Annotated in this window: 11 protein-coding genes and 1 rRNA gene; 2 read left to right on the plus strand and 10 right to left on the minus strand. The window is 72.5% G+C overall.

Going from position 1 to position 13,454, the window contains the following annotated elements:
• Nucleotides 1-10 precede the first annotated feature (10 nt).
• Nucleotides 11-607: an NUDIX hydrolase gene (locus RMN98_RS07405; protein WP_309648165.1), complete on the minus strand. Its 597-nt coding sequence runs from the start codon at nt 605-607 to the stop codon at nt 11-13.
• Between the two features lie 23 nt (nt 608-630).
• On the opposite strand from RMN98_RS07405, the gene pepN reads away from it, so the two are divergent.
• Complete coding sequence (gene pepN, locus RMN98_RS07410; protein ID WP_309648166.1) at nt 631-3,078, plus strand: aminopeptidase N; 2,448 nt, start codon at nt 631-633, stop codon at nt 3,076-3,078.
• 103 nt (nt 3,079-3,181) lie between these two features.
• On the opposite strand, the gene RMN98_RS07415 is transcribed toward pepN, so the two are convergent.
• From RMN98_RS07415 to RMN98_RS07445, 7 genes are read right to left on the minus strand one after another with little or no spacing between them, the layout of a single operon-like run.
• On the minus strand, nt 3,182-4,882 hold the full coding sequence (locus tag RMN98_RS07415; RefSeq protein ID WP_309648167.1) for a CTP synthase: 1,701 nt from the start codon (nt 4,880-4,882) through the stop codon (nt 3,182-3,184).
• A 58-nt stretch (nt 4,883-4,940) separates the two neighbouring features.
• Nucleotides 4,941-6,863, minus strand: coding sequence for a CocE/NonD family hydrolase (locus tag RMN98_RS07420; RefSeq protein ID WP_309648168.1), 1,923 nt, complete (start codon nt 6,861-6,863; stop codon nt 4,941-4,943).
• Nucleotides 6,864-6,914: 51 nt separating this feature from the next.
• Complete coding sequence (recN, locus tag RMN98_RS07425) at nt 6,915-8,660, minus strand: DNA repair protein RecN (RefSeq protein WP_309648169.1); 1,746 nt, start codon at nt 8,658-8,660, stop codon at nt 6,915-6,917.
• Entirely contained in the window at nt 8,657-9,598 is a 942-nt protein-coding gene (locus RMN98_RS07430) for an NAD kinase (RefSeq protein ID WP_309648170.1), read from the minus strand. The genes recN and RMN98_RS07430 overlap by 4 nt, the downstream gene beginning before the upstream one ends.
• Complete coding sequence (locus tag RMN98_RS07435; protein WP_309648171.1) at nt 9,595-10,434, minus strand: TlyA family RNA methyltransferase; 840 nt, start codon at nt 10,432-10,434, stop codon at nt 9,595-9,597. The genes RMN98_RS07430 and RMN98_RS07435 overlap by 4 nt, the downstream gene beginning before the upstream one ends.
• 6 nt (nt 10,435-10,440) lie before the next feature.
• Entirely contained in the window at nt 10,441-10,638 is a 198-nt protein-coding gene (locus RMN98_RS07440) for a hypothetical protein (RefSeq protein ID WP_309648172.1), read from the minus strand.
• A 9-nt stretch (nt 10,639-10,647) separates the two neighbouring features.
• On the minus strand, nt 10,648-11,670 hold the full coding sequence (locus tag RMN98_RS07445; protein WP_309648173.1) for an HAD-IIA family hydrolase: 1,023 nt from the start codon (nt 11,668-11,670) through the stop codon (nt 10,648-10,650).
• A 48-nt stretch (nt 11,671-11,718) separates the two neighbouring features.
• Between RMN98_RS07445 and RMN98_RS07450 the strand changes: the two genes are divergently transcribed.
• Nucleotides 11,719-12,843 (plus strand): DUF1015 family protein, encoded by a 1,125-nt coding sequence (locus RMN98_RS07450; RefSeq protein ID WP_309648174.1) that lies wholly within the window; start codon nt 11,719-11,721, stop codon nt 12,841-12,843.
• On the opposite strand, the gene RMN98_RS07455 is transcribed toward RMN98_RS07450, so the two are convergent.
• Together RMN98_RS07455 and rrf are read right to left on the minus strand one after the other, a co-directional pair.
• The gene (locus tag RMN98_RS07455) at nt 12,818-13,180 is read right to left on the minus strand and encodes a single-stranded DNA-binding protein (RefSeq protein WP_309648175.1); all 363 of its coding nucleotides are present in this window, start codon (nt 13,178-13,180) and stop codon (nt 12,818-12,820) included. The genes RMN98_RS07450 and RMN98_RS07455 overlap by 26 nt on opposite strands.
• Before the next feature lie 179 nt (nt 13,181-13,359).
• Nucleotides 13,360-13,454 (minus strand): 5S ribosomal RNA (rrf, locus tag RMN98_RS07460); the annotation flags it as partial.

Genomic DNA, 13,454 nt, shown 5'->3' on the forward strand with positions numbered 1-13,454 from the left:
AGATCATGTCCTACGCATGTCCCCGGGCCCGGGCCATCAGCACCGTGAGGATCATGGGGCCGTCGCTGATGCGTCCGTCGAGCACCGCGGCGTGGAGCTCGTCGAAGGCCACCCAGCGCGCCTCCATGTCGGCCTCCTCGTGGTGCGGCGTGAAGTCGCGGTCCACCTCGCTCAGGTCGCGGGCGACGAAGTAGTGGATGAGCTCGCTGGAGATGCCCGGCGAGGAGTACGCCGACGCGAGGTGCTCCCACCCGACCGCCTCGAGCCCGGCCTCCTCGCGCAGCTCACGGCGCGCGACGTCCACCGGCTCCTCGTCCTCGCCGTCGATCAACCCCGCCGGGAGCTCGACGAAGCGGTGCTGCCCGGGGTGGCGGTACTGCAGCAGGCACAGGGCCCGGTCCTGCTCGTCGAGCGCCAGCACGACCACGGCCCCCGGGTGCTCGAGCACCAGCCGGCCGAACGGCTCCTCGTCCACCGCACCGGGCCGCGAGATCTCGTCGCGACGCAGCGCCATGACCCAGCCGTCGCGGTGCAGGTCCCGCGTCGAGACCACCGGCCAGGACTCGGACTGGTCGCTGATCGGTGCGCGATCCTCCGGGGAAGCCATGCCCGCGACGCTACCGTGGCGTCATGGAAGCTCGGAGCCTGACCAGGACGGAGGCCGAGGCGCGTGCCGCCCTCGTCACCGTCGACCGTTACGACATCGCGGTGGACCTGCGCGGTCTCCTCGAGGGACCCGTCCTGGAGAGCACCTCGACGATCACGTTCAGCTGCAGCACCCCCGGGGCGGACACGTTCGTCGACTGCGTCATGGCCGTGCGCACCGCCACCCTCAACGGGGTGCCGCTCGACCTCGTCACCGCCGAGGACGGTCGCCTGCCGCTCCCCGACCTGGCCGCCGACAACGTGCTCGTGGTGACGGCCACGCAGGACGACACGGCCGAGGGCGCGGGCATCCTGCGCACGGTCGACCCGACCGACGGGCTGGTCTACGTCTGGACGTCCTTCGAGCCCGACGAGGCGTCGCGCGTCTGGGCCTGCTTCGACCAGCCCGACCTCAAGGCCCCGCACGCGTTCACCGTCTCCGCCCCCGCGAGCTGGACGGTCACGAGCAACGACGGCCCCGAGTCCGTCACCGACCTCGACGACGGACGGCTCTGGACGTTCCCCGACACGCCGCCGCTCTCGACGTACGTCGTCGTGGTCAACGCCGGCCCCTTCCACGAGATCCGCAGCGAGCGTGGCGACCACGACCTCGGCATCTTCTGCCGCCAGTCGTTGCGCGGCATCCTCGAGCGCGACGCCCCGATGATCCTCGACGTCACCGAGCAGGGGCTGGCCTTCTTCGGCGAGCAGTTCGGGCGACCCTTCCCCCAGCGGCGCTACGACCAGGTCTTCGTGCCCAACATGGGCGGCGCCATGGAGAACTGGGGCTGCGTGACGTGGGGCGACGGCATGGTCACCCGCGGCGCGCCGTCCTACAACGAGCAGGTCTACTTCGCCAACGTCATCCTCCACGAGATGGCGCACCAGTGGTTCGGCGACCTGGTGACGATGCAGTGGTGGGACGACCTGTGGCTCAACGAGGCCTTCGCCTCGTGGGCCGCCGACTGGGCGCTGACCGGCGCCACCCGCTTCACCGACGCCTGGGCGGTGTTCCTCGCCCAGTTCAAGATGTTCGGCTACCGCGACGACATGGGACCGGCCACCCACCCGATCCGTGCCGAGGTCCCCGACGTCGCCTCCGCCACCGCCAACTTCGACGCGATCACCTACATCAAGGGCGAGAGCGTCCTCGCCCAGCTCGTCGCCTACGTCGGCGAGGGGGCCTTCGTCGCCGGCCTGCGGGCCTACTTCCGCGACCATGCCTGGGGCAACACCCGCCTCGACGACCTGATGAGTGCGATCGGCACCGCCGCCGGCCGTGACCTGGACTCGTGGACCCACGACTGGCTCGACCGCGCGGGCACCGACACCCTGACCCTGGCGGACGGCGCGATCACCGCCAGCGCTCCGGACGACGGCGCGCCGCGGCCGCACCGGATCGACATCGGCTGCTACACCCGCACCGGCACGGGTCGGGGGCTTGAGCGCACCGCGGTGGTGGAGGTCGAGACGTCCGGTGCCAGCACCCCCGTGGAGCTGCCCGACGCCGATGTCCACCTGCTCAACGACGGCGACCTCACCTTCGCGGCCGTCCGCGGCGACGAGGCGACGACCCGCGCGCTGCTGGACGGTGCCGCCGAGCTGCCGACGGCCCTGGGCCGGGCCCTCGCGGTCACCACCGCGTGGGACATGGTGGTCAAGGGTGAGCTGCCGACCCGCGCCTTCCTCGACTCCGTGCTCGCCGTGCTCGAGCGCGAGGACTCCCCCGCCCTGGTCGAGCCGTTCCTCACCCTGGCCCAGCGGGCGGTCGAGCGGTGGACCCCCGACGTCGACCTCGCCCCGTCGGGGCAGCGGCTCGCGGACGTCGCGGCGGCGCTCGCGCAGGTTCCCGCGCACCGGCAGCCGGCCCTGCGCACCCTGGCGGCCACCGCCAGCACCCCCGAGCACTTCGCGCTCCTCGACGAGGCCGTCGCCGGCGCCGACGACACCGACCTCGCCTGGTGGGTGCTCACCCGGCGCGCCGAGCTCGGCGACGCCTCACCGGCCGCGGTCGCGGTGCTCCTCGAGCGCGACCCCGACCCCGACGCCGGCGCCCGCGCGCTCTGTGTCCGGGCGGCCCAGCCGGACCTGGCGGCCAAGGAGGAGGTGTGGTCCGAGGTCTTCGAGAAGCACTCGGTTCCGGCCGGGTCCGCCATGGCCCTGGTCGCCTCGGCGTTCTGGCGTCCCGGCCAGACCGAGCTGCTGCTGCCCTTCGCGCGTCGCTACGTCGACGAGGCGACGCGGATGTCGGGCGGCGGCATGCTGGCCGTCATGTCGCTCTTCCGGATGATGGTGCCCAACGTCGCCGACGACGAGGTGCTCGCGCTCGGCCGGGCAGCGGCCGACGACCCGGCGATGCAGCCGCAGGTGCGCTCCACGATGCTCACCGCGATGGACACCCTGGCCCGGATGAGGCGGGCCCAGGCCGGCTGACCCCCTACGCCGAGTCGGCGCGATGTTGCACCGCGTACGCCGAGGCGGCGCGATGTTGCACCGCGTACGCCGAGGCGGCGCGATGTTGCACCGCCGGAGCGACTCAGTCGTCGGCGTCGGCGCGGCGCAGCCCGCTCTCGTCCATCGGGAAGCGCAGCTCCTTCTGGCGCTCGATCGCCGCGCCCACCAGCCCGGCGAAGAGCGGGTGCGGGCGGGTCGGACGCGAGCGGAGCTCGGGGTGCGCCTGGGTCGACACGTAGTAGGGGTGCACCTCGCGCGGCAGCTCGACGAACTCGACCAGCCCCAGCTCGGTGTTGGTGCCGGAGAAGACCAGGCCGGCCTCCTCGAGCTGGTCGCGGTAGGCGTTGTTGACCTCGTAGCGGTGGCGGTGGCGCTCCTGGATCGTCGCCTCGCCGTACGTCGCCCGCACGACCGTGCCCTCCTTGAGCTCGGCGGGGTAGAGGCCCAGGCGCATCGTGCCGCCCAGGTCGCCCGCCCCATCGACGATGTCCTTCTGCTCCTCCATCGTCGCGATGACAGGCTCGGGGCAGTCGGGGTCGAACTCGGTGGACGCGGCCTTCGAGAGACCGGCGACCTCGCGGGAGTACTCGATGACCATGCACTGCAGGCCCAGGCACAGGCCCAGTGTCGGGATGCCGTTGGTCCGGGCGTAGGTCAGGGCGCCGAGCTTGCCCTCGATGCCGCGCACGCCGAAGCCGCCCGGGACGCAGATCGCATCGACGTCGTGGAGGTGCTTGTGGGCGCCTGCGGGGGTCTCGCACTCGTCGGAGGCGACCCAGCGCAGCTGGACCTTGGCCTCGTGGGCGAAGCCGCCCGCGCGCAGGGCCTCAGCAACGGAGAGGTAGGCGTCGGGGAGGTCGATGTACTTGCCGACCAGCGCGACCGTGACCTCCTCCTTGGGGTGGTGCACCCGGCGCAGCAGGTCGTCCCACAGCGTCCAGTCGACGTCGCGGAACGGCAGGTCGAGGCGTCGTACGACGTAGGCATCGAGCCCCTCGCGGTGCAGGACCTTGGGGATGTCGTAGATCGACGGCGCGTCCGCGGCCGTGACCACGGCCTCCTCGTCGACGTCGCACATGAGCGAGATCTTCTTCTTGATCGACTGCGGCAGCTCGCGGTCGGCACGGCACACCACGGCGTCGGGCTGGATGCCGACCTGGCGCAGCGCCGCGACCGAGTGCTGGGTCGGCTTGGTCTTGAGCTCCCCCGAGGGGCCGATGTAGGGCACCAGCGAGACGTGGAGGAAGAAGCAGTTGCCGCGACCGATGTCGTGGCGCACCTGGCGCGCTGCCTCGAGGAAGGGGAGCGACTCGATGTCGCCGACGGTGCCGCCGATCTCGGTGATGACCACGTCGACCTCGTCGTCGCCGGTCCCGAGACCCATCGCGAGGATGCGTTCCTTGATCTCGTTGGTGATGTGCGGGATCACCTGGACGGTGTCGCCGAGGTAGTCGCCGCGGCGCTCCTTGGCGATGACGCTGGAGTAGACCTGGCCCGTCGTGACGTTGGCGATCTGGCCCAGGTCGGTGTCGAGGAAGCGCTCGTAGTGCCCGATGTCCAGGTCGGTCTCGGCCCCGTCGTTGGTCACGAAGACCTCGCCGTGCTGGAACGGGTTCATCGTCCCGGGGTCGACGTTGAGGTAGGGGTCGAGCTTCTGCATGGTCACGCGGAGACCGCGTGAGCGCAGCAGCCGACCCAGGCTCGAGGCCGTGAGGCCCTTGCCCAGCGAGGAGGCGACGCCTCCGGTAACGAACACGTGCTTGGTGGGCGTGGGGCTCTTCACGGACGACCAGGCTATCCCAGGAATCGACCGACCGTTGCCTTCACGCGCCGACTGGCCCTCAGACGCCCGGCAGCGTGAAGGTCGAGCCGCGTCCGGTGCGCACCTCGATGACGTCGGCGGTCGTGGCGTTGTAGGACGTCTGGTCCGTCGAGCTGAGCACCAGCCGCACCCGGTGACCCGGCCGGAAGCGGTGCGCGAAGCCCGCCAGCCTGAGCCGGACCGGCTCGCCGACGGCGCCCGCCGGCACCCGCACGGGCGCGATCAGCCGGTGGATCAACCTCGCTGCTCCCGAGGGGGCCACGTCGTAGGCCTTGGCGAAGAACACCAGGTCCTGGCCGTTGGTGTTGCTGATCCGCAGCCGCGCCGAGGGAATGCCGACCGCGTCGAACGGCCGGGCGAACGGCGCGGAGGTGAAGGCCGCGAACTGCCCCGGCACCTCGCGGGGCGGCACGTCGGCCAGCGACGGCGACGATGCCGGCCCGGTGAAGTTGGAGGTCTCCGTGTAGGCAGCCGGCTGCCCACCCTCCGGGTTGACGAAGGTCGCCGATCCCGCCGTCGGGGTCCGCCCCGGTGCCACCAGCCGGTTGCTGCCCGAGAGCGTGAACGTCGTCGAGCGCCGGGCGCTCTGCACCGACCGCGCCACGCCGTACTGCTCGTCGGCGGGGCCGCTCCCCGCGTAGCGCACCCAGTCGCGGTAGTAGCTGAAAGCCGGCCCCCGCCCGCCGGGGGTCCCACGGAGCCAGTGGTCCAGCCAACGCAGCGACCGCAGGCTGAGGTAGCACCGGTCCATCTCGCGCACCGAGCGCAGCACCCCGTCGTAGGCCTCGCACTCGCCGGGCTTCGAGACATAGCCGCCGTGGCCTCCCGAGTTCCAGATCATCGCGACGGGGACGTCGCGGCGACGCAGCTCGAGGAAGGTCGCGGTCGCGTCGTTGAGGTTGAAGAGGGTGTCGCTCTGCCCCTGCACGAGCAGCACGGGGACGTCGACGTCGGAGAGGTACGTCGCCGCGGAGGCACGTGCGATCAGCCGGCGCGACGCCGCGTCGGCGTCACCGGTGCCGGTGAGCGTCGTGTAGGTGCGACACAGCGGCAGGTAGTAGCCGGGGCAGCCGCCCGCCCCGGCGATCTCGACCGGGTCGCCCGTGGCGACCTTGGTCTCGGGGCAGCTGCCACCGTCCATGGCCGGCTGGGTGTTGCCCAGCGCGTAGAACAGCGAGGTCCACTCCCGCTTGAAGACCCCTTGCAGGTTGCGCCCGTGCTGCAGCCCGGTCCGGTCTCCCGGGACCACGCGGTTGTTGGGGTCCAGGCTGTAGCGCAGGTCGTTCCAGGTGCGACCGACCACGCTGGTGCGGACGCGTCGGTCCTGTGCGGCGAGGGGCAGCTGCCCGCCCCCGCCGTACGACCCGCCGATGGTGCCGACCACGACGCCTCGGGCGTCATGGAGCACGTCGGCGCGAGGCTCGAGGAGCTTGTCGATGAGCTGGCGGGCACTCTTCGCGTCGTAGTCGGTCGACTGCAGCGTCACGCAGCCACCGCTGTCCCCGAAGCCCGAGGACGTGTAGGTCAGCACCACGTAGCCGTGGGCGGCGAGGAAGCGCGCGGTGCTCACGACCTCGGCGGAATCCTTGGTGAGACCGAACCCGTGGGTCATCAGGATCGCCGGTTGCGGTGTACGACGACTCGCGTTGCCGGGCACGTAGAGCGTCGTGTCCAAGGCGATCCGCACCTCGCCCCTCGTGCCGGTGCGCACCGGCACGAGTCGCTCGACGGTGCGCCAGCGGTGGGTGCCGTGGGCGACCGTCACATGGTCGGAGCCGGGCGCGACCGCCCGCGTCGTCGCCGACTCCGCCACCGCAGGGGCGCCGATCGCGAGCACCACCGAGTGCACGGGCGACAGCACGGGCGACGGCACGGAGGTGGCGGCCAGGGCGACGAGCAGACCGAGCGGTCCGAGGATGCGACGCAGGCGGATGACGGGCATGGCCTCACCGTAGGCCTGTCCGGGCGCCACGGGGAGGATTCTGCCGTGCCTCTAGTCGGGGCGCCCGGCCTGGGCGACCTCGAGCAGCTCCCGGGCGTGGGCCAGTGCGGTGTCGGAGTCGGTCTGGCCCGCCAGCATCCGCGACAGCTCGCGTTCGCGCGCTGCGTCGTCGAGCACCGTGAGGCCGGAGCTGGTGACCGACCCGTCGCTGGACTTCTCGACCACGACATGGCGATCGGCGTAGGCGGCGACCTGGGGAAGGTGCGTCACGACCAGGACCTGGGCCGTGCGGGCGAGCTGGGCGAGCCGCCGCCCCACCTCCACGGCTGCCGCTCCCCCGACCCCGGCGTCGACCTCGTCGAACACGAAGGTCGGGACCGGGCTGGTGCCGGCCAGCGAGACCTCGATCGCCAACATGACCCGGGAGAGCTCACCACCGGAGGCGCCCTTGCCCAGAGGGCGGGGCTCGGAGCCGGTGTTGGCGGCCAGCAGCAGCTCGACGTCGTCGACGCCGTGCGCGGCGTAGCGCAGCCAGCGCTTGCCCACCTGGAGCGGCGCACGCCGCCCTTCGCTGCGCTCGGCCTCGGTCTGCGTCACGCTCACGGTGAGCTGCGCGTGCGGCATCGCCAGGAGGGTCAGCTCATCGCTGACCTGGGTCGAGAGCCTGGCTGCGGCCTTCTGCCGCACGGTCGACAGCTCCGCGCCGGCGGCGGCCAGGTCGCTGCGCAGGTGCTCGCGCTCAGCCTTGAGCTGCTCGATGCGCTCGTCGGTGGAGTCGAGGTCGAGCAGTCGACGCGACGACTCCTGGGCCCAGGCGAGCACCTCGTCGATGGTGTCGCCGTACTTGCGGGTGAGCGCGGTCAGCGCCGCCCGGCGCTCGGAGACCGTGGCCAGCCGCGCGGGGTCGGTGTCGATGCGCGCGGCGTAGGAGGCCACGTCGGCCGCGACGTCGGAGAGCAGGTAGGTGACCTCCGCCAGCCGGTCGGCGAGCTCGCCGGCCTCGCGGTCGTGGTCGCGGACGCCGTCGAGGGCGGTGCGCGCCGCGGCGGTCGTGGCGAGGGCGTCGGGCGCCTCCTGCTCGCTGCTCAGCGCCTCGCGGGCCGTCTCGGCGGCGGCGCGCAGGGTGTCGGCGAACCCGAGGCGGGACTCCTCGGCAGCCAGGGACTCGTCCTCGCCGGGCTCGGGCGAGACCACCTCGACCTCGGTCAGGCCGAAGCGGAGCAGGTCCGCCTCGCGGGCGCGGTCGCGGGCGGTGGCGACGACCTCGACGAGCTCGGCCTCGGTGGCCTCCAGCCGGTCGTGGAGCGCGGTCCAGGTCGCAGCGGCCTTGGCCAGCTTGGGGCCGCCGAAGCGGTCCAGTGCGTCGCGCTGCGCCTTGGCCTGGAGCAGTCGGTGCTGGTCGGACTGCCCGTGCACGGCCACCAGCGGCTGGGCGACGTCGGAGAGCGTGGCGACCGGCACGGTGGCGCCGCCGACGAAGGCGCGTGAACGTCCCTCGGCGGAGACGTTGCGGGCGAGGACCACACGGTCGTCCTCGACCACCCCTCCGGCCTCCTCGACCGCCGCCGCGAGCCCCGGCGAGTCGGTCACGGTCACGACGCCCTCGACCCGTGCGGTCCGGGCACCCGTGCGCACCGCGCCGGTGTCGGCCCGCCCGCCGAGCAGCAGCCCGAGGGCGGTCACGATCATCGTCTTGCCGGCGCCGGTCTCGCCGGTGATCACCGTCAGGCCGGGGCCGAGCTCGAGCGCGGAGGAGTCGATGACGCCGAGCGAGCCGATGCGGATCTCCTCGATCATCCGTCCGCGCCCTTGCGTCGTCGCTCGGCCGAGCCGCGCCAACCCTCCACGGGCAGGCCGAACTTGGCGACCAGCCGGTCGGTGAACGGCGCGTCGTGCAGCCGCACCAGGCGCACGGGCTGCGCGCCGCGGCGCACCTCGATGCGGGCACCGGGCGGCAGGTCGACCGTGCGGCGGCCGTCGCACCACAGGACGCCGGCCCCCTCGGTGCGGGCCAGGACCTCGACGGCGATCACAGACGTGGGGGCCACGACCATCGGCCGGGCGAAGAGCGCGTGAGCGCTCAGCGGCACGATGCACATCGCCTCGACCCCGGGCCAGACAATCGGCCCACCAGCGCTGAAGTTGTAGGCGGTGGACCCCGTCGGGGTCGCGCAGACGACGCCGTCGCAGCCCCAGCGCGACAAGGGTCGGCCATCGATCTCGAGAATCACCTCGAGCATCCGCTGCCGGGCGGCCTTCTCGACACTGGCCTCGTTGACCGCGAACGTGCTGGTGACCAGCTCGCCGTCGCGGTAGACCCGCACGTCGAGCGTCAGCCGGTCCTCGGTCGTGTAGTCGCGCTGGACGATGGCGTCGAGGGTGGACTCGACGTCGTCGACCTCCGCCTCTGCCAGAAAACCGACATGGCCGAGGTTGACGCCCAGCACCGGCGTCAGGCTGGCGTAGGTCAGCTCGACCGCGCGCAGGATCGAGCCGTCGCCGCCGATGACCAGCGTCAGCTCGCAGTCGCGGCTCGCGTCGGTCTCGGACTCGGTCAGCTCGATGCCGGGGTGGTCGTGCCCGATCCCGAGGTCGGCCGCCTCCGTCGCCATCAGGCGTACGACGATCCCGTGGCGGGTCAGCCCCTTGCAGAACGCGAGCGCGACCTCACGGGCCTCGTCGCGCCCGGTGTGGGCGAGGACGAGGACACGTCGCACCTGCTGTTCCTCACTCATGGCTCCACCCTCTCACCCGGCACCCCCAGCCCAGCGGCCTCCTGCACGCAGCGGTCGATCTCGTCCTCGTCGATCGCCGCCGGCCCCCGGCGCAACCAGAGGAAGAACTCCACGTTGCCACTGGGACCCGGGAGCGGGCTCGTCGTGACGGCTTGTGCTCCCCACCCGCGAGCGGCCGCGGCGTGCGCCACGCCGACCACGGCCTCGGTGCGCAGGGCCAGGTCGCGCACGACACCGCCCTTGCCGACACGCTCCTTGCCCACCTCGAACTGCGGCTTGACCATCAGTGCCAGGTCGCCGTCCTCCCGGGTCACCCCGAGCAGGGCGTCCAGGACGATCCCCAACGAGATGAACGAAAGGTCTCCGACCACGAGGTCCACCGGGCCTCCGATCAGGTCGGGCGTCAGCTCCCGCACGTTCATCCGGTCGTGCACGACGACGCGATCGTCGCTCTGGAGCGACCAGGCGAGCTGGCCGTAGCCGACGTCCACCGCGACCACCTGCTCCGCCCCGGCCCGCAGCAGCACGTCGGTGAAGCCGCCGGTCGACGCACCCGCGTCCAGGCACCGTCGCCCCTGCACCGCGAGCCCCTGCGGGACGAACGCCGCCAGTGCCCCGGCCAGCTTGTGCCCGCCGCGCGAGACGTAGTCGGGTCGGCCCGGGTCGTCGCTCACGACGATCGCGACGTCCGTCGTGACGCCGGTCGCCGGCTTGGTCGCGAGCGCACCGGACACCTTGACCCGCTTGGCGGCGATCAGCTCGCTGGCGTGCTCGCGCGAGCGGGCGAGCCCACGGCGGACGAGCTCAGCGTCGAGCCGGAGACGGCGAGGAGGCATGCCCGGTCAGGCCGGGTCGTCGTGCGGTGTGCCGTCGAGGGAACGCCGGAGCTCGTCGTGCGCCTGCTCGAAGACCGCGACGTGCTCGTCGACCGGCCGGTCCGCGAGCTCCTCGACCGACGCGATCACCGCGTCGACGCGGTCCTCCCCCGTGCGCACCCGCTCAGGGGCGTCGGCCGCGTCCGCGAAGGGCTGCTGGGTCATGCTCCGAGGCTACCGGTCGGGCGTCGCCGCGGAGGTCAGGGGCGGCTCCAGGCCCCGGGTGTCGGGCACAGCGTCGCCGGCGTCGGTCGCGGCCCACGCCGCGCACGCCACGACCCGCCACCAGTCGTCCGACCCGCCGTCCCCGGTGACCGACACGCTGCCGTCGCGCACCCGGGCGGCCCAGCCGCCCAGCTCCCACGCCCCGCCGGACTCGCGCGGGACACCGTGGGCCTGCAGCAGCCCACCAAGGTCCGCGGAGACGTACGTCGGCCGCTCCTGCGGACGCGCAGCCACCAGCTCGGCCAGCCCGGTCACCCCGGTGAGGACCAGCAGCGACGGCAGGTCGGCGTTGCGCGCGCCCTCGATGTCGGTGTCGAGCCGGTCGCCGACCATCAGCGGACACTCGCCACCCACCCGTCGCACGGTCTCGTCCAGGAGCGGACGCTCCGGCTTGCCGGCCACCACGGGCTCCACCCCGGTGAACCGCCGCAGGGTCTCGACCAGCACCCCGTGGCCCGGGGCGACACCGTAGGGCGTCGGGATCGTGTAGTCGCTGTTGCTCGCCACCCACCACAGGCCCTCGCGCACGCGCACCGCCGCACGCATGATGTCGCGCCACAGCACGTCCGGTCCGTAGCCGGTCACCACCGCCTGCGCATCGTCGTCCACCACCCCCACTGCGACCAGGCCCTCGGCCGCCAGCGCCTCCGCGAGGCCGGCAGCCCCGAGCAGGATCACCTTCGATCCGGCACCGAGCCGCTCCACGAGCACCCGCGCTGCGGCCTGGGCCGACGTCACGACGTCCTCCGCCGCAGCGTCCACCCCCAGCGATCGCAGGTGCTCGGCGACGGCCTCAGGAGGGCGTGCGGCGTTGTTGGTGATGAAGGCCAGTCGCATCCCTTCATGCCGCACTGCCGCGAGGTGATCGGCGGCGCCCGGCACGGCGTCGGGGCCGATGTAGACCACCCCGTCGAGGTCGAGCATGGCCAGGTCGTGGTCGGAGCACAGGGCTCCGTGGGACTCGCCGAGCAAGCCGCCTCCTCGGTCGGTGGACTGGTCCGGGCACCCTACGATGCCCGGGTGGAGTCCAGCGCAGTCGTCACCCCGCCGTACGTCGGCGGCCCCCTGCGGCTGCTGCCCTTCCATGCCCTGATGCTGGCCCCGAGCCGGGTCGGTGACCCGTCCTCGGCCCGGGCCTTCGCGCGGCCCTACCGCGACGTCGCAGCCCGCCTGGAGCGCTGGCGCTCCCAGGGACACCTGAGCCGCGACCCCGAGCCGGCGCTCTACCTGCACGAGTACACCGCTCGCGGCATCACCATCCGAGGGCTCGTGGGGCTGCTCGACGTCTCCCGCCGCGCCGCCCTGCCCCAGGACCGCGCGATCCTGCCCCACGAGGGGATCTATCCCGGTCAGGCCGACGACCTCGCCGACCGGATGTGGGAGATGGAGCTCAACCCCGCTCCCATCCTGCTCGTGCACCGTGGGCCGGCCCGACTGCGGGCGGTGCTGGCCCGGGTGCAGGAGCGCACGCCCGAGCACGACTACACCGACCGGGTCGAGCAGCGGCACCGCATCTGGGCGGTCCGGGACCCAGCAGAGCTGGCCGAGATCGCGGACGAGCTGGCCGACGAGACGGCGCTCATCGCAGACGGTCACCACCGCTATGCCGCCTACCTCCGGCTGCAGAAGCGCAACCCCGGTGGCCCCTGCGACTACGGCCTGGCCATGCTCGTCGACCAGGAGGACACCCCGTTGTTCCTCGGGGCCATCCACCGCGTCCTCGTGGGCACCTCGATCGACGATGTCCGTGCCGCCGCCGGTGCCGTGGGGATGGGATTCAGCGAGACCACGAGCGAGGCCGCGGTCGCTGCCCTGGGACCGGACCGGCTCGTCGTGACCGACGCCGACCGCTGGGGCGTCGTCACCCTCACCGTCCCCCCGGACAGGACGGCGGTCCAGATGCTCCACGACCAGCTCATCCCTGCGCTGCCCTACGGCCCCCGCAGCCTGGCGTACCACCACACGGTCGAGGACGCGCTCCACCAGGTCACACCGGAGCTCGGGGTCGCGGTCCTGATGCCGGCTCCGCTGGTGGACCGGGTGCTCCGGATCGTGCGTGACGACCGCCTCCTGCCCGAGAAGGCGACGTCCTTCCAGCCGAAGCCGAGCCTCGGAGTGCTCATCCGCTCGTTGCGCGACGGATGACCCGACCGGCGCACACCTCCACCTCGACCCGGGACACCGGGGCGCCACCACCGCGGTAGAACCGCCGTCGCAGCTGCCCACTCACCTCGACCACGTCACCGGCGTGCCAGCCGCGCACCGAGCGCTTGAGGCGACCCGACCACACGACGCACTCGAGGGCGTCCACGCTCTGGTGCGGTCGCACGGCCGCTGGAGCGCGCGGCACCACCACCCGGAACGTCCAGATCGTGTCCCCGCTGGGCAGCTCCCGACTCTCGGGCTCCTGCGAGATCCGGCCGACGAGCCGCACCTCGTTGACGAGTTCCAGGTCGCCGGCCGTCGTCGTCTGCGTAGCCATACGCATCACCTCCACGTGCACTCTCCCAATGCCCGCCGACACCGGCACCGCATCATCGGAGGAGCTGCGGACAAGGCTGCACGGGGTACGCCTGTGGACACTAGGCGGCCGGTCAGCGCACGCATGGGACACAAATAGCAGCAGGGCCACCTCGTGTGAGGTGGCCCTGCGCAATATTTGTCCGGCGGCGTCCTACTCTCCCACAGCCTCTCGACTGCAGTACCATTGGCGCTGGCAGGCTTAACTTCCGGGTTCGGGATGGGACCGGGTGTTT

The sequence above is a fragment of the Nocardioides sp. genome (assembly GCF_031397825.1).
In the GTDB taxonomy this organism is placed as follows: domain Bacteria; phylum Actinomycetota; class Actinomycetes; order Propionibacteriales; family Nocardioidaceae; genus Nocardioides.